The sequence below is a fragment of the Caldimicrobium sp. SLHALR3 genome (genome assembly GCF_058692735.1).
On record NZ_CP182484.1, the window covers coordinates 562,941 to 577,989 of the forward strand.

Annotated in this window: 14 protein-coding genes and 1 tRNA gene; 9 read left to right on the forward strand and 6 right to left on the reverse strand. The window is 33.1% G+C overall.

The annotated features are described in order from the left end of the window. Positions 1–3: 3 nt before the first annotated feature. Positions 4–1,140 carry an HlyD family secretion protein gene (locus ACLGLP_RS02965; protein WP_492113449.1) on the reverse strand — a complete coding sequence of 379 codons (1,137 nt, stop codon included), beginning with the start codon at positions 1,138–1,140 and terminating at the stop codon, positions 4–6. A gap of 154 nt (positions 1,141–1,294) precedes the next feature. On the opposite strand from ACLGLP_RS02965, the gene ACLGLP_RS02970 reads away from it, so the two are divergent. Together ACLGLP_RS02970 and ACLGLP_RS02975 are read left to right on the forward strand one after the other, a co-directional pair. Continuing rightward, a complete protein-coding gene (locus ACLGLP_RS02970) occupies positions 1,295–2,014 on the forward strand; it encodes a thymidylate synthase (protein ID WP_492113450.1) in 720 nt (239 codons plus the stop codon). A 154-nt stretch (positions 2,015–2,168) separates the two neighbouring features. Beyond that, on the forward strand, positions 2,169–2,384 hold the full coding sequence (locus tag ACLGLP_RS02975) for a hypothetical protein (RefSeq protein WP_492113451.1): 216 nt from the start codon (positions 2,169–2,171) through the stop codon (positions 2,382–2,384). A 180-nt stretch (positions 2,385–2,564) separates the two neighbouring features. Here ACLGLP_RS02975 and ACLGLP_RS02980 read toward each other — a convergent pair whose 3' ends face one another. After that, positions 2,565–4,808, reverse strand: coding sequence for a TonB-dependent receptor (locus ACLGLP_RS02980; protein ID WP_492113452.1), 2,244 nt, complete (start codon positions 4,806–4,808; stop codon positions 2,565–2,567). A 202-nt stretch (positions 4,809–5,010) separates the two neighbouring features. Then, the gene (locus tag ACLGLP_RS02985; protein WP_492113453.1) at positions 5,011–5,286 is read right to left on the reverse strand and encodes a DUF2325 domain-containing protein; all 276 of its coding nucleotides are present in this window, start codon (positions 5,284–5,286) and stop codon (positions 5,011–5,013) included. Between the two features lie 612 nt (positions 5,287–5,898). Between ACLGLP_RS02985 and ACLGLP_RS02990 the strand changes: the two genes are divergently transcribed. Then, positions 5,899–7,437 carry an ATP-binding protein gene (locus ACLGLP_RS02990; protein WP_492113454.1) on the forward strand — a complete coding sequence of 513 codons (1,539 nt, stop codon included), beginning with the start codon at positions 5,899–5,901 and terminating at the stop codon, positions 7,435–7,437. A gap of 131 nt (positions 7,438–7,568) precedes the next feature. Here ACLGLP_RS02990 and ACLGLP_RS02995 read toward each other — a convergent pair whose 3' ends face one another. Then, complete coding sequence (locus tag ACLGLP_RS02995; RefSeq protein ID WP_492113455.1) at positions 7,569–8,111, reverse strand: methyltransferase family protein; 543 nt, start codon at positions 8,109–8,111, stop codon at positions 7,569–7,571. A gap of 45 nt (positions 8,112–8,156) precedes the next feature. Beyond that, positions 8,157–8,240: transfer RNA gene (locus ACLGLP_RS03000), tRNA-Leu, on the reverse strand. A 138-nt stretch (positions 8,241–8,378) separates the two neighbouring features. On the opposite strand from ACLGLP_RS03000, the gene ACLGLP_RS03005 reads away from it, so the two are divergent. The 6 genes from ACLGLP_RS03005 (at position 8,379) to flgM (ending at position 13,830) form a co-directional block, all read left to right on the forward strand. Further along, on the forward strand, positions 8,379–10,100 hold the full coding sequence (locus tag ACLGLP_RS03005; protein ID WP_492113456.1) for a phosphoglucose isomerase-related protein: 1,722 nt from the start codon (positions 8,379–8,381) through the stop codon (positions 10,098–10,100). Positions 10,101–10,113: 13 nt separating this feature from the next. Beyond that, positions 10,114–11,091: a porphobilinogen synthase gene (gene hemB, locus ACLGLP_RS03010; protein ID WP_492113457.1), complete on the forward strand. Its 978-nt coding sequence runs from the start codon at positions 10,114–10,116 to the stop codon at positions 11,089–11,091. Positions 11,092–11,093: 2 nt separating this feature from the next. Next, the gene (locus tag ACLGLP_RS03015; protein WP_492113458.1) at positions 11,094–11,840 is read left to right on the forward strand and encodes a septal ring lytic transglycosylase RlpA family protein; all 747 of its coding nucleotides are present in this window, start codon (positions 11,094–11,096) and stop codon (positions 11,838–11,840) included. Beyond that, positions 11,840–12,556 carry a ribonuclease III gene (gene rnc, locus ACLGLP_RS03020; protein ID WP_492113459.1) on the forward strand — a complete coding sequence of 239 codons (717 nt, stop codon included), beginning with the start codon at positions 11,840–11,842 and terminating at the stop codon, positions 12,554–12,556. The genes ACLGLP_RS03015 and rnc overlap by 1 nt, the downstream gene beginning before the upstream one ends. Next, positions 12,528–13,439: a GTPase Era gene (gene era / locus ACLGLP_RS03025; RefSeq protein ID WP_492113460.1), complete on the forward strand. Its 912-nt coding sequence runs from the start codon at positions 12,528–12,530 to the stop codon at positions 13,437–13,439. Before rnc ends, era begins: the two co-directional genes overlap by 29 nt. Before the next feature lie 79 nt (positions 13,440–13,518). After that, complete coding sequence (gene flgM / locus ACLGLP_RS03030) at positions 13,519–13,830, forward strand: flagellar biosynthesis anti-sigma factor FlgM (RefSeq protein WP_492113461.1); 312 nt, start codon at positions 13,519–13,521, stop codon at positions 13,828–13,830. Here the strand turns inward: flgM and rfaE2 are convergent, their stop codons facing one another. Continuing rightward, positions 13,831–15,045 (reverse strand): D-glycero-beta-D-manno-heptose 1-phosphate adenylyltransferase, encoded by a 1,215-nt coding sequence (rfaE2, locus tag ACLGLP_RS03035; protein WP_492113462.1) that lies wholly within the window; start codon positions 15,043–15,045, stop codon positions 13,831–13,833. Positions 15,046–15,049: the final 4 nt, after the last annotated feature.

Genomic DNA, 15,049 nt, shown 5'->3' on the forward strand with positions numbered 1-15,049 from the left:
CTATTAAAAACTTCTTTTTATTTCTACTTCACCACCCAGCCCAACTCTTAGAAGATTTTTATTTCCTTTGGTGATTTTTATTTTTACATAAATTCTCTGAGCAAGTTTGGTAAATTCTCCAGCAGAAATATCTCTTGGAACAAGGGCAAAGGTTGCAGCAGAGGCTGGTAAAACCTCATCAACTACTCCTTCAAACTCCTCATTTGGATAGGCATCAAGTTTTATCTTGGCAGGACATCCTTTTTTTACCCCTCTTAGCTTTGTTTCTTCTAATAAAACAAGCACATAAAAAGACTGAGGATCAACTATAGCATAAACTGGTTCTCCAGGATTCAAAACATCTCCTTCAGAATGAAACTTTTTGGCAATAACTCCATCCACAGGACTGTAAAGCTTAGTATAGGCGTGGTAAACACTTGCTTCCTCTTTTTGTTTTTCTAAGTTTTTCTTTTTTGCTTCTAAAGAAAGTAAAAAGGATTTGTAAGCCCAAACAGTATTTTTTTCATTTAAGGCAAGAGCTATATTTTTATCTACCTCTTCCTGCTTTCTTTTAGTAGATAAAAGCTTTGCTTCGGTTGATGATATCTGATTTTCCAATTCTTTTTCCTGGGTTTGAAGTTCTTCTAAATCGCGAGCTGAGATTAAGCCATCTCTATAAAGTTTTTCGTATCTAATTTTATCTTTTTTTATCTGGGCTAAACGAGCTTTTAATTTTTCTATGTCATAAATTTGAGATTTTTCTTCTTCTTTAAGGCTCTCTTTTTCTTTTGTTAATTGTTCTACTTTTAGTGGGATTTCCCTTTCAAGTTTTTCAATATTGTAACCCAAGGCTTTTTGCTGATTTTCTATTTCTTTTATAGACTTTTCTAATTGCTCAACTTTTAAGGCATAATCTATGTTTTCGAGTTCTGCAAGTAATTCTCCTTTTTTAACGAAATCTCCCTCGTTTTTATAGAGTTTTCTAAGTTTACCATTTACCTTGGGGAAACTTACATATATAAGGTTATCAGCCTGAACAAAAACTGCATCTGTTACTGCATAGTGATATCTGTGCCAGAGAAAGTAAGCAAGCCAGGAAAGAAAAAACAAAGCTAAAACAATGAGCACAAAAAATCCGAATTTTTTCTTATTTTTAATCATAAACTTTAATATGTAAGTACTTACTTAACTTAAGTTCAAAATAATAGCACTACATTAATTTATGTCAAGCAGAGTAAAAATTTAAAAGGACAAGTTAGCTCTTTATTTTTTAAAGTTTTAATTTAGAATTTTAAGGCTAAAAAAGGTTTAAAATATGGAGATTAATTTACAGCCCTTAGTAATTTGTGCAAAAACTATTTCTGATGCCTGGTTTCAGATACTTTATAACATGCTTGACAGAAGTTATGTTCAACATATTCAAAAGGGGTCTTTTGAGAAAGAACAGATAAGATATCAGCTTCCCTCGCTTGTAGTTTTTATAGAAAGACCTTGGGAGGATATGGTTCCTGAAATACCTCCTCATCTTGGAATACCCTCTCCTACAAGTAAAGAGTATATAGAAGAGTATTTCGCTGAGTATCTTATGAATCCGGAACTAGCTCCCAATGAAACTTATAGATATTCTTCAAGAATACAATATCCCATGCCAAAAGGAGGAACTCAGCTTGAAAGGGTTATTCAGATGCTTAAAGAAACTCCTCTTACCAATCAGGCAGTTATTGAAATAGGAACTCCAGAGGATCACGACATTTGTTATGGCAAAGATGGTAAACTTGATCCTCCCTGTTTGAGAATTATTGATTTTAAAGTTATTCCTGTAGAAAATAAACTTTTACTTTCTGTTTCAGTTTATTTTAGGAGTTGGGATCTTTGGGCTGGTTTCCCTACAAATCTTGGTGGAATAGAACTTCTTAAACAATATGTAGCTATGGAAGCAGAGCTTGAAAATGGTCCCATGTATGCCTATTCTGCTGGCGCTCATATTTATGGCTATCAACTTGACCTGGTAAAAGCAAGAATTTTTAAAAAGTAAATTTTTTATTCCTGAAAAGGGAAAATTTCCCCAAATAAGAAAATTAAGTAATTATGTGAAACCTTAAAAAACAACAAAATAAGTTTTAAATAATTTAGGCACAAAAATTGATATATAAATTATAAAAACAAAACAAAAAAGGAGGGGGTAAGAGATGGTTAAAAAAGTTTTAGCCGTAATTGCAGGTTTAGTATTTGCTTTTACAGCAACAGTAGGTTTTGCTCAGGATCCAGCTACATCTGGAGAAGAACCAGTAAAGAAAGAGGAAAAAGTAAAGCCCGTTAAGAAGACTGTAAAGAAGAAAGTTAAGAAAGCTAAGAAAGCAAAAAAAGCAGAAAAAGCAGAAAACGCTACCGAAAAGAAAGAGTAATTAAACCTTAATTTTGCTCCCCGGGGCATACCCCGGGGTAATTTTAGTAATTTATAGCGTCTCTAAGTCTTTTGACCATTCTCTTAAATTCGTTTTTCTTCACAGGAGTTACCAATTTGCAAGCAATCCTTATGTGGTATAGAAAAATGAGTTTGCAAACTATGATAGGAGGAGCTAAATTTAAAATTTTATAGATAACTCGGCAAACCATGAAGCACCTGGTGCTTTATAGTAATGGTAGTAGTCTTTGTCAAAAATGTTATCAAAGGAAAGAGAAAGGGTTGCAAATTTCGTTAGCTCATAAGAGAGTCTTGCATCAACCACAAAGTATTCATCATAAGAACCATAAACTCCAGATTTTTTATCGCTGTTCATATCATCAAAATACATCTTATCCATGTATCTTCCCACCACATAGGCAGAAAATCTCCCTTTTTTAAGTTCCGCTCCAATATTCCCCATCCAGAGAGGGGTTAAAACTATTCTTTTACCTACTGTTTTTGGGTTAACCTTATTTTCAAGGATTTCTGAATCAGTGTAAGTGAGATTGGCAAAAAGCTTTAATCCAGAGTCAAACTTTTGTTCAAAGCCTGCCTCAAAACCTTTGCTCTCTGCTTTACCAACATTGACAGGTATTCTATGGGTAGCATTGAACACTTTTGGATTAATAAGGTCATCCATTTTATTGTAAAATCCTGTAAAACTGAATTTTGCTCCCTTCCAGAGGTCTTGATTAATTCCAAGCTCATAAGACCAGACTGTCTCAGGTGAAAGATTGGGATTCCCAAGTTTAACAACCGGTCTTCCTGGTAGAACCGAAGTTATATAAAGCTCATGAACTATTGGTGGTCTAAAAGCTTTGCCAACAGAGGCTCTTAAAGTGGTTTTTCCAAAAGGCTTATAAACAATAGCAAATTTGGGACTAAAGCAAGATTCAGAATTAGATTTATATTTCTTAGGATAACCCGAAGCTCCAATCAAGTTTGCATATCCATCATAGGTCTTCCAGAAATCAACTCTTGCTCCAAGATAGGCTGTAAGATTTTCTCTTAAAGAAATTTCGTCCTGCACATAAAAGGCATAGGTCCTTGTTTTTCCCTTAGACTGATACTTAAGCTTTACCGTTGAATCTTCGTCCTTCCAGTTTCTTAAATACTTTTCTTTGGTATTTGCATATTCCCATCTGTAATATCCTCCAAAGGTTAAAAGTTGATTTAAAAAGATAGGGAGAATAAATTGAAGGTCTGCTGTTAAAGCCCTTTGAGGAGTGTTAGAAACATACCCACATTCCTCAGGATTTGTCCCTGAGTCGCATCCTCCAATTTTAGCCTTAGAACCAGCAATGACATACCAGTTCTTTTCTGTATCTATATAGGAAATATTTAGCTTGGTCTTTAATTTCTTAAAAAGCTCTGTTTCAAAATAGGTGGCATAGATATTTTGAGTTCTTCCTCCACTGACGCTACTGCCTAAAAGATAATATGACTCACTTGGAAAATAAACAGGAACCCCAGTGGTAGCATTAAAAAGATAAGTATGGGGCTTATCGTAATTGTATTCGTAACGAGTTCTCATAAAAGTAAGTCTAAGTTTTGTATTTTTATCAAACTCGTATTGAGCCTTTATAGTTATTCCATCATCCCAATACCTTTCATCTCCTTTATCTCCGAGAATATAGACAGGATTTCCGTATTGATTATAACCTGGCTTTGCACCAATGGTGCCAAAAGGGACTTTACTTGAGGTCACAAAATCTGGGGGATAACCATTGGTATCTTGCCTTCCATAACTTACAAAAAAGCTAAGATTTTTAATCTTATCCCCAAAACTAAAGTATCCTCTCTTTAAGTCATCCATAGCATCTCCTCTGTCAAAGGAGGTCCCATATCCTGTTTTAAGGATAATCTCTCTCTTTTCAGGCATTTTAGTTAAGAATTGAACCACCCCTGCCATAGCATGACCACCATAAAGACTTGAAAAGGGTCCTTTTACCACCTCAATTCTTTCAAGATTTTCAGGATAAATACCTTCTACATGTACCCAATTTGCCGACATGGAGTCATTTAAAGGTATTCCATCAAGAAGAACAAGAGTTCTTCTTTGAGTAGAGATACCTCTTAAAGTAATAAGAACCTCAGTATCCATAAGTCCCTTCCCTCTTTTTACCATTACTCCGGGAAGGTCATTTAAAGCCTCATCAATGGTCATTGGGTTTTTAAGTTCAATTTTTTCTTTTGTTACCACATTTACGCTTGCAGGAGCAACCTCAACCTCTTTCTCTGTTCTTGTTGCTGTTACCACAACTTCTGGAAGCTCCTTTTCTTCCTTTACCCCCTTTACTTCCTCTCCAAAACAGGGCACGCTCAGAATTAAACTTCCTAAAAGCCCCAAAACATTTAAGGCTACAAAATACCTTTTTACCACACTTATCCCCCTTTTAAAAAACCTATTATCAAATACAATATTATAATTAATATTATTTTCAACATACTTTTTAGTTTTTTCTGCTAAAATTTCATTTTATCCCTCTCTAAAAATATTTAAATAAAGAAGCCTGCACATTTAAAAAGCTTTTTTCCGATTTTTCAGTTTCTATTATATTAAAAATTAACAAACTCTTCTGAAGTTAATTGTTAATCAAATTAATTATTCTTTTTAAAGCACAAACACCTTGTTGAGGACAAAAGATACATTTTTCTTGACTACAATTTTTAGCAATTTTAACCATTTCGTGAGATACAAGCTTTATTAATACTATTACAAAATCTGCCTTTTTTAAAACTTCTTTCAAATTTTGTTGTGGCTTTTCAATAAATTCTAAGTCTATATTTTTTTCTCTGGCATACCTTTCAAGAGGGATTCTTATACGATTATGTCCTCCTAAAACCACAACCTTTTTCATTTTTCACCTCCCTAGTTTGATTTTGAAATTCAGTTTCAAATTCAATTATGTCCAATAAAAAATATTTGTCAAGAGGGTAAAATAAAAATTGTTTATTAATGCAAAGTGATTTTTATAAACTTATAAGTTCAAACCTTTGCTTTTAACCTGACCTAAATTGACTTCTACTTCTTTCAGTTCTTTTTTAAATTTTTCAATTTCCTTTTTAAAAAATATTTCAGGTTATTATGAGAAAAACTTCAGTGCCCTGAAAATGGCAGTTTTACTGCCAGAAAACGACACATTTAAAAAATTTCCAATGTTCCGAAAAGAGGGAGTTTCACAGCCTGAAAAGGGGACATTTGAAAAAATTTCCAAATGTGCCGGAAAGTGTCTGTTTATAGCCTTCAATGATAGCCAATCACTTAACGAAAATCTAAACAAATTTATCAAAAAGAAAAAAAGGAGTTAACGGAGCTTAAGAAAAAATATATTTATGTAGCAAAAATTGCATATTAAAAGTGCTAAAGAAAACTTATGCTTTAAAGAGATTTCGCCATTAATCTTTTTCATGCTTGATTTTACTTTAAAAAGTTTTACTTTAAATTTAAGTTTTAAAGGATCATAAAGCTTATGAAAAAGTTACCTATTGGGATTCAAAGTTTTGAAAAAATAAGAACTGAAAATTATTACTATGTAGATAAAACTTTTTTTGTGAAAAAACTTGTTGATGAAGGGTCTTATTACTTTCTTTCCCGTCCAAGGAGATTTGGAAAGTCTCTTTTTCTTGACACCCTGAAACAGGCTTTTCTTGGGAGAAAAGAGCTCTTTACCGGACTTTATCTTGAAAATAACTGGGACTGGGGGAAGAGCTATCCTGTGATGCATCTTGACTTTGGAGAGGGAGTAGTTAGATCTGCTGAAAATCTAATTAAAGTCATAGATTCAAAACTTAATAAAATTGCCCGAGCTTATAACATTGAACTTACCGAAGAATTACAGGAAAGACGATTTATAGAATTAATAGAAAAGCTTTTTGAAAAGTATAACGAAAAGGTAGTAGTTCTCGTTGACGAATACGATAAACCAATTCTTGATAGAATTGAAGACAAAGATGAAGCCATAAAAATAAGGGAAGTTTTGAAAAACCTTTACAGCGTTCTTAAACCCCTTGACCGCTACCTCAAATTCGTCTTCCTCACAGGAGTAACTAAGTTTTCCAAGGTCTCGCTCTTTTCCGGGCTTAATCAGTTAAGAGATATTACTTTAAGTAAAGACTATGCGACCATTTGTGGATATACTCAGGAGGAGCTTGAAAAGGTCTTTGGAGAACTTTTAAGTAAGGAAGAAATTGAGGCTGTAAAGTGCTGGTATAATGGTTATTCCTGGGGTGGGGAGTTTGTTTATAACCCTTTTGACATTTTGCTGTATCTTCAAGAGAGAGACTTCCGTCCTTACTGGTTTGAGACAGGAACTCCTACTTTTTTGGTTAAACTTCTTGTAGAGAAAAGGTTTTATCTTCCAGAACTCTCAAACCTTGTAGTTACTGAAAGGCTTATTGAAAGTTTTGATGTAGATGAAATTGAACCGGAAAATTTGCTTTTTCAATCTGGTTATCTAACTATTAAAAAGGTTGAGAAAACTGAAACAGGTCCAATTTATTATTTGAGTTATCCCAATAAAGAAGTAGCTATAGCGCTTAATGATTACCTTATAAGTTATCTAACCCAGAGTAAGTATGAGCCTCCCCGTTTAATAAGAACCCTTATTCTGGGTTTAAGAGAGGGGAAGGTTGAGACTTTAAGAGAGGTTTTAAAGAGTCTTTTTGCAAGCATCCCTTATGAGTGGTATAGAAAAAATGAGCTTGCAAACTATGAAGGTTATTATGCAAGTGTGGTATATAGTTTTCTTGCAGGAGCAGGTTTTGAGCTTATTCCGGAGGACATAACGAGCAAAGGAAGAATTGATTTAACTATACTTTTTGAGGGAAGGTGCTATCTTCTTGAGTTTAAAGTGGTTGAGATGGAGGGAGAAGGAAAGGCTTTAGAAAGATTAAAAGAGAAGAGATATGTGGAGAAATACAAGGGTAAATATGTGGAGGTTTATTTAATAGGAATTGAGTTTAGCAAGGAAAAGAGGGAAATCGTAAGATTTGAGTGGGAGAAAGTATAAATTTAATTTTAAAATTTAAAACCTTATTGAGAGCAGGCAATTTTTAATGCAGCTTGCTAAATAGAGTTATCAAACCATAATTAAAGCCAATTTTTATTAATTTTTTAATAAATTAATTTTTATAGTTGAACTTAAACAATGTATGGTATTATTCTTTTGGGGACTTGTTGCATGTATATTTTGTAAGTTTCTCCGTATTTTTCAATTAATTTTTCTTCTTCAAGCACTGCAAGAGAATATCTGAGAAAGAACCAGAGCAAAGTAAGAATCAATCCGTAAAGTGCATTAAAAATAATACTCCAGCCCAAAGCCCAGAGTATATCACCTAAGTACATGGGGTGTCTTACTATCCCATAAAATCCAGTAGTTCTCAGTTTCCAGCTTTCTTTTTTAGCCTTCATAAGTTGAGAAAAAGCTCCTTCCACTATAAATAAACCTGCAAAAAATATTAATCCTCCAAGAATTTTAGCTGTTTTTGGATTTAGTCCAAGGGAAGGTTGTGGAAGTAGAGGAATGATAATGCGGGGAACTTCAAAAAAGATTAAAGCTGAAATTCCTGATAACACATAAACAAATCTTTTATACTTTCTTCTTGATATAAATATAACAAACTCTAACACAATAGAAGTTGTAGCTATGGTTGTCCAGAAAAATACATTTTTTAATAGTTCCATTTTTATTTAACGACTGGAGCTGAGTGTTTTAAAAATCCTGAAAATTGCGGGAGGAGGGACTTGAACCCTCACGGGGATAAACCCCACCGGATCCTAAGTCCGGAGCGTCTACCATTCCGCCACTCCCGCTAAATTTAAGTTAAAATTTAATCTAAACTAAGGATTTTTCAACTTTTAAGCAATTCGTAGGCTTGACAAAACTTTTCTGTCTTTTAAAATGTCTTATTATTAAAAATTCTTCAAAATCAAAAAACTAAAGGAGCACCTATGCAAGAAAGTCCTTTTATTATCAAAAAGACTTACAAAAGCACAGAAAGAATAAAAAGACCTAAAAACCTTCCTGAAGAGACTAAAAAAGAGGTTTTGCAAAAACTTTTTCAAAAAAATCCAGAGGTTTTTCCTTTTGATAAAGAAACTCAGGAAAAAATTAGAAAAAGACTTGATTGGATAGATGGTCCTAATTATATTCTTCCAAAAATAAAAGAACTTCAAAGTTTTGCAGAGGAAATAAAAAAGGAATTTTCAAATGTTGTTTGGTGTGGAATGGGAGGTTCAGCTCTATTTCCTTTAGTTCTTTCGCAAATTTTCGGACCTAAGGAAGGTTATCCTAATTTTTTTGTTCTTGATACTAACGATCCAGAAAACATTTCAAAAATAGAAGAACTTCCTTTGGAAAAAACTTTATTTGTAGTAGTTTCTAAGTCTGGAACAACCATTGAAACTCTTTCTCATTTTAAATATTTCTGGGGAAAATTAGAAAATCTAAAATCAGATCCTGGCTCAAACTTTGTTGCCATAACTGACCCTGACTCTCCTTTAGAAAAAGTTGCTAAGGAACTCAGATTTAGAAAGATTTTCCATCATCCACCTTTTATAGGAGGAAGATATGCTGCTCTTACTGAAATAGGGTTTTTGCCAGTGGTTCTAATGGGGCTTGATATAAATAAAGCTTTAAATTATGCAAAAAACATGTACGAAGCTTGTTTGCCTGACATTCCTTGGGAATACAACCTTTCTGCAGGACTTGCAGAATTTTTAATGGAATGTTATATCAAGGGGCAGGATAAGCTTACTTTTATAACTGATCCACTTCTCAGACCCTTTACTCTTTGGATAGAACAACTTGTGGCTGAAAGTCTCGGTAAAGAGTTTACAGGGATTATTCCTGTTGTTGGTGAATCTCCAGGTTCTCCAACAGTTTACGGAACAGATAGAACTTTTATCTATCTAACTCTTAGAGGAAGAGAAAAACTTTATCAAAGACTTATAATGGAACTAAAAGAAGAAGGTTTTCCAGTAAAGACCCTGTTTTTAGAAGATAGATATGAAATTTTTGCAGAAACCTTTAGATGGATGCTTGCAGTTGCTCTTTGTGGATACTTTATGAGCCTTAATCCCTTTGACGAACCAGATGTAGTTTTGACCAAACAGAAAACTAAAGAATTTTTAGAAAAGTTTAAAAAAGAAAAAGATTTTGGGATTGAATTCTATCTTGATGAAGATACTAACTGGGGATTTTACTATGAAAAAACTGTAACCATTGAATATCCCAAATTTACAGCACTTTTAAAAAAGTTTTTTAAAGACCTTTCTCCCTGGACCTATATAGGATTTTTAGCTTATCTTCCTGTTGATTTTGAAATAGAGGATATTTTTAGGGATTTTAGGACCTTAGTTAGAGAGAAAAAAAATTGTAGTACAGTTTTTGGCTTTGGTCCGAGATATCTTCATTCAAGTGGGCAACTTTACAAAGGGGGTCCTATTTTGTCAAGATTTATGATATTTACAAGAAGGGGAAGGAAGGCTGAACAAGTTATACCCGGTGAAGGATACACCTTCTGGGATCAGCAATTTGCTCAGGCATGTGGAGATTTTAAAGCTTTAGAGGAGAAGAAAAAACCTGTTATTATGATTCACCTTACAGAGAACTATAAAGAGGATTTAAAAAAATTTCACAGCTATCTTGAAAAAGCGTTAAGTTTTGAATAGAAGGAGGAAAAAAATGCTTTTTCCTGAATATCGTCCAAGAAGACTCAGAAGAACAGAAAATATAAGGGCTTTAGTAAGAGAAACTCATCTTACGGTTGATGATCTTATTTATCCTCTTTTTATCTGTGAAGGAGAAAATATTAAACAGGAGATAAGATCAATGCCAGAGGTTTTTAGATTTTCTATTGACAAAGCGCTTGAGGACATAAAAGAAGCTGTAGATTTGGGAATAAAAGCGGTTTTACTTTTTGGAATACCTGATAAAAAGGATGAGGTAGGAACATCAGCCTATATTGAAAAGGGAATCATTCAAAGAGCAGTAAGAAAAATAAAAGAAAAGTTTCCTGAACTTGTAGTAATTACTGATGTTTGCCTCTGTGAATACACCTCTCATGGGCATTGCGGAATTATTAAAAATGGTGAGGTTGATAATGATTTAACTTTGGAGCAACTTGCAAGAATTGCAGTTTCTCATGCCAAAGCAGGGGCTGACATTGTTGCCCCTTCAGATATGATGGATGGTAGGGTAGGAAGAATAAGGGAAGCCCTTGATTCCGCGGGATTTACTAATGTTGCTATTATGAGTTATTCTGTAAAGTATTGCTCCTCTTTTTATGGTCCGTTTAGAGAGGCAGCAGAGTCAGCACCTAAATTTGGAGATAGACGCTCTTATCAGATGGATCCAGCAAATAGTAGAGAAGCTTTAAGAGAAGCCTATTTAGATATAGAAGAAGGTGCCGATATAATAATGGTAAAACCAGCTATGCCCTATCTTGATATTATAAAAATGCTAAGAAATGAGTTTAATTATCCCATAGCTGCCTATCAAGTGAGTGGAGAATACGCTATGATAAAAGCTGCGGCAAAATTTGGTTGGCTTGATGAGGATAAAATACTCTGGGAAAGTTTAATTTCCATAAAAAGAGCTGGAGCAGATCTCATAATAACTTATTTTGCAAAAAAAGTAGCAAAAAGCTTAAGCAGGAGATAAAGATGAGAATTTTTTTTCTTTTGCTTTTAATTCTTGTTTTGGCAGGCTGTACAAGACCACCGAAAACAGCTCCAGAATACGGATATGAAGAACCATCAAAGATAATTCCCGGATGGCTTAAACCCTATACTATAGATGGAAAAACCTATTATCCTTTACCTGAAGCTAAGGGTTATGAAGAGGTCTGTATAGCTTCCTGGTATGGTCCTGGATTTCATCAAAATCAGTCTTCAAGCGGAGAGATATACGATATGCATGACTTAACTGCAGCTCACAAAATTTTACCCTTAGGAACATATGTTCTTGTCCAAAATTTAGAAAACGGTAAAGAGGTAGTGGTAAGAATAAATGATAGAGGACCCTTTGTAGAAAATAGATGCATAGATCTAAGCTATGCTGCAGCAAAAGAACTTGGAATGATTGGTAAAGGTCTTGCAAAGGTTAAAATAGTTGCTTTAAGTGAAGGAGAAATTGTAAATGGAGGTATAGTTTATAAAAACATTCCCAACATAAGATTTAGGGAATTTTATCTTCAAGTTGGAGCTTTTAAAAATTATCAAAATGCTTTGAGATTAAAATCAGAGTTAGAAAAAGAATTTGAAAATGTAAGAATAGAACCTATTTTAAGAAATGGTGAAACCTTTTACAGAGTTCAGGTATATTTAACAGATGATCTCTACGAAGCTTTTAAAATTTCTGATGGATTAAAAAAGAAAAAGTTTAGGTCAGCCTTTTTAGTGGCAAGATAATGGAAAAAGATTTGGAGGAGTTTGAAAAAGTTATTGATTTTAAGTTTAAAAACGAAAAACTTCTTAAAAGTGCTTTAACTCATAGGTCATATAAAATAAGTCATAAAGATATTGATTGGGAAGATAATGAAAGATTGGAATTTTTGGGAGACTCAGTTTTGAATTTTTGTATTTCCCTTTTGCTTTTTCAGAAATTTAAAGAAGATAGAGAAGGAGAACTTACTCAGAAAAAGGCATATCTTGTCTGTAAAGATACTTTAATAAAGGTCTCTAAAAAATTAAACATTTTGAATTATATTTATCTTGGAAAAAGGGAAGAAAAGCTTGATAAAAAAAGTAAAGAAAACATTTGTGCAAGAACAGTGGAAGCGCTTATAGGAGCTTTATTTTTAGAAGGTGGTTTTGAGTTAACATTTGAAAAGGTAAAAAAATGGTTTTTACCTTATTTTGTAAAGTTTCGTCAAAAGAAATTTAAAAATTATAAAACTCAGCTTCAGGAATTTACGCAAAAATACTATAGCAAAAAACCAGAATATGAAATTTTGTCAGTTTCTGGCCCCTCACACAATCCAAAATTTGAGATAGGAGTAAAATTAAACGGGAAAATAATTGCCACAGCAAAAGGAGGTTCTAAAAAAGAAGCAGAAATTTTGGCAGCTAAAAAAGCTTTAAAAATTTTAAAAAAAGATGACAGAAAAGGAATTAAAAACAACTAAATCAGGTTTTGTTGGGATTATAGGTCTTCCTAATGTTGGTAAATCAACACTTTTAAACCAGCTTTTGGGAACAAAGGTCTCTATAGTTAGTCCAAAGCCTCAAACTACAAGATTTAACATAAGAGGGGTTCTAACAAGAGATAACTATCAGATTGTATTTGTTGATACCCCTGGAATTCACGAAGCCAAAGATCTTTTCAATCAAATGATGGTAAAAGAGGCACTTAATGCTTTACAGGAGGTTGATGTCATTCTTTGGGTTATGGATGTTACTCATCGCATTCCAGAGGAAGAAAGAATTCTAAATCTTATAAAAGAGGCAAACAAACCTGCCATCCTTGCTTTAAATAAAATAGATCTTATAAAAAAACAGGAACTTTTACCTATTATAGATTATTTTTCTAAACTGCATGATTTTCACGTAATAGTTCCTATTTCAGCTTTAAAAAATGATGGTCTGGATAGATTGCTTGGGGAAATTGTAAAACTTTTACCAGAAGGACCATTTTACTATGAGCCTGATAGAGTTACTGATTTGCCTTTAAGTCTTCTTGTAGCAGAGATAATTCGCGAAAAGGTATTTATGCTTACCTATCAGGAAGTTCCCTACTCTACAGCAGTAAAAGTGGAAGAAATAAGGGAAGAGCCAGAAAAGAATCTTCTTTATATTCAAGCAACCATATTTATTGAAAGGGATTCTCAAAAGGGGATTATAATTGGGAAAGGTGGAAGAATGCTAAAAAAAATTGGGACTCTTGCAAGAGAGGAACTTGAGTTTTTACTTGGGAAAAAAGTATATTTAGACCTTTGGGTTAAAGCACTTAAGGACTGGAGAGAGAAAGAAACTTACATAAGAAGACTTGCCATTCCATTTAGAGAATAAAACTTGACAAAAATTTTAAAATTATTAAAGTAAATTTTAAAAGTGCCGATAAGTATAAAAAAAACGGGGTGATATAGCAATGAAAATAAACGGAGTTATAGGGAAGAATATAGAAAATTTAAGAGATATAAAAGAAGCAAGAAAAAGAGAAGAACTTTCAAAAGTAGGCACTACAAAGCCTGAAGAAAAGAGCACAAATCAAACTGAAGTGGTAGAGGTTTCTTTTCAAAAACTTATAGAAAGGGCGCTTGATAAAACTCTTTCTATGCCTGAAATTAGAGAGGAAAAGGTTGCTGAGGTAAAAGAAAGGGTTCAGTCTGGCAATTACAGAGTTTCCAATAGAGAAATTGCTCGGGCAATGATTCTCAATCTTCTTAATGAAATAGCCTAATTAACTTTTATAGAGTCTTAAAATTTTTTCTATTGTTTTGGTAGTAGAAGTTTCAAATTTAAAAGGAATTCTTTCTACTCTTCCACCATAGCTTTTCACAAACTCAGCACCAACAATTTTTTCTTCCTCCCAATCAGCACCCTTCACAAGAATATCTGGTTTTAATTCTTTTATTAATCTTTCAGGTGTTTCCTCATTAAAAAAAACAATATAATCCACACAGGAAAGCCCTGCTAAGGTATAAGCCCTTTCTTCTTGATAATTTATAGGTCTTAAAGAACCTTTAATTTTTTTGACAGAAATGTCGCTATTTAATCCCACTACTAAAAAATCTCCCAAATTTCTTGCAGAATTTAAATAATGAACATGCCCTGCATGTAAAATGTCAAAGCATCCATTAGTAAAGACCATAATTTGCCCCTTTTCTTTTCTTTTCTGAATAATAGGTTTTAACTCATCTAAGGTCTTTACTTTTTCAGAAAACTCTACATAAGGAGTTTTTAAAGGATAAGAAGGCTTTGGAAAATCTTTTGAGATTTCTATTTCTATTATTTTTTCTTCTTTAGAATAAGGATTAAGAAGTTCTCCTAAGGGAGAAAAACCGAGAGAATTTCCTGAGATAAAAAGTTCATCTATTTGAGAAATAGCATTTACCCCTACCACAAATATCTGATTTTCTATAGCTCTTGCCTTAAGTAAGTTTTCCCAGTGCTCAATTCTTATCTCAGGCCATTGTGCTAAGACTATAACCATATCTATGCCTTCTTTTATTAAGTTTCTTATAATTTCAGGGCTTCTCAGTTCAAAACAAATGATAATTCCAAGTTTAAAACCGTTAACTTCTATAATCTTTCTTTTTGTTCCAGGAGAGAAAATATCATCTATTTTTGGGAAAAGCAAAAATTTTTCTGCAACAACCTCTATACCTTTATAAGAGATAAAATAAACCGCATTAAAAATGTTTGTTTTTTTATAAAAAGGAGCACCAATCAAAACAAATTTTTTAAGCTCTTTAGCTAAAGCCTGAATTTCAGAAAGTGCCTTGTCAACAATTTTTTGAGAAAAAGAGGCTAATGGAGATTTGTAGCCTGTTAAGGCAAGTTCGGGGAAAATAATAAGTTCACCCTTAGAAAATTTTATAAAATCTTTTATTTTTTGTAAATTTTCCTCCAAATTAGGTTTAACTTCCATCTGAATGAGACTTAATTTAAGCATAGAT

What these genes read in the sequence shown, in the direction of transcription:
- flgM (WP_492113461.1), top strand. Translation starts at nt 13,519, where the DNA reads ATGAAAATAAACGGAGTTATAGGGAAGAATATAGAAAATTTAAGAGAT.
- hemB (WP_492113457.1), top strand. Translation starts at nt 10,114, where the DNA reads ATGCTTTTTCCTGAATATCGTCCAAGAAGACTCAGAAGAACAGAAAAT.
- ACLGLP_RS02995 (WP_492113455.1), bottom strand. Translation starts at nt 8,111, where the DNA reads ATGGAACTATTAAAAAATGTATTTTTCTGGACAACCATAGCTACAACT.
- rfaE2 (WP_492113462.1), bottom strand. Translation starts at nt 15,045, where the DNA reads ATGCTTAAATTAAGTCTCATTCAGATGGAAGTTAAACCTAATTTGGAG.
- era (WP_492113460.1), top strand. Translation starts at nt 12,528, where the DNA reads ATGACAGAAAAGGAATTAAAAACAACTAAATCAGGTTTTGTTGGGATT.
- ACLGLP_RS02970 (WP_492113450.1), top strand. Translation starts at nt 1,295, where the DNA reads ATGGAGATTAATTTACAGCCCTTAGTAATTTGTGCAAAAACTATTTCT.
- ACLGLP_RS02990 (WP_492113454.1), top strand. Translation starts at nt 5,899, where the DNA reads ATGAAAAAGTTACCTATTGGGATTCAAAGTTTTGAAAAAATAAGAACT.
- ACLGLP_RS02975 (WP_492113451.1), top strand. Translation starts at nt 2,169, where the DNA reads ATGGTTAAAAAAGTTTTAGCCGTAATTGCAGGTTTAGTATTTGCTTTT.
- rnc (WP_492113459.1), top strand. Translation starts at nt 11,840, where the DNA reads ATGGAAAAAGATTTGGAGGAGTTTGAAAAAGTTATTGATTTTAAGTTT.
- ACLGLP_RS02965 (WP_492113449.1), bottom strand. Translation starts at nt 1,140, where the DNA reads ATGATTAAAAATAAGAAAAAATTCGGATTTTTTGTGCTCATTGTTTTA.
- ACLGLP_RS03005 (WP_492113456.1), top strand. Translation starts at nt 8,379, where the DNA reads ATGCAAGAAAGTCCTTTTATTATCAAAAAGACTTACAAAAGCACAGAA.
- ACLGLP_RS03015 (WP_492113458.1), top strand. Translation starts at nt 11,094, where the DNA reads ATGAGAATTTTTTTTCTTTTGCTTTTAATTCTTGTTTTGGCAGGCTGT.
- ACLGLP_RS02985 (WP_492113453.1), bottom strand. Translation starts at nt 5,286, where the DNA reads ATGAAAAAGGTTGTGGTTTTAGGAGGACATAATCGTATAAGAATCCCT.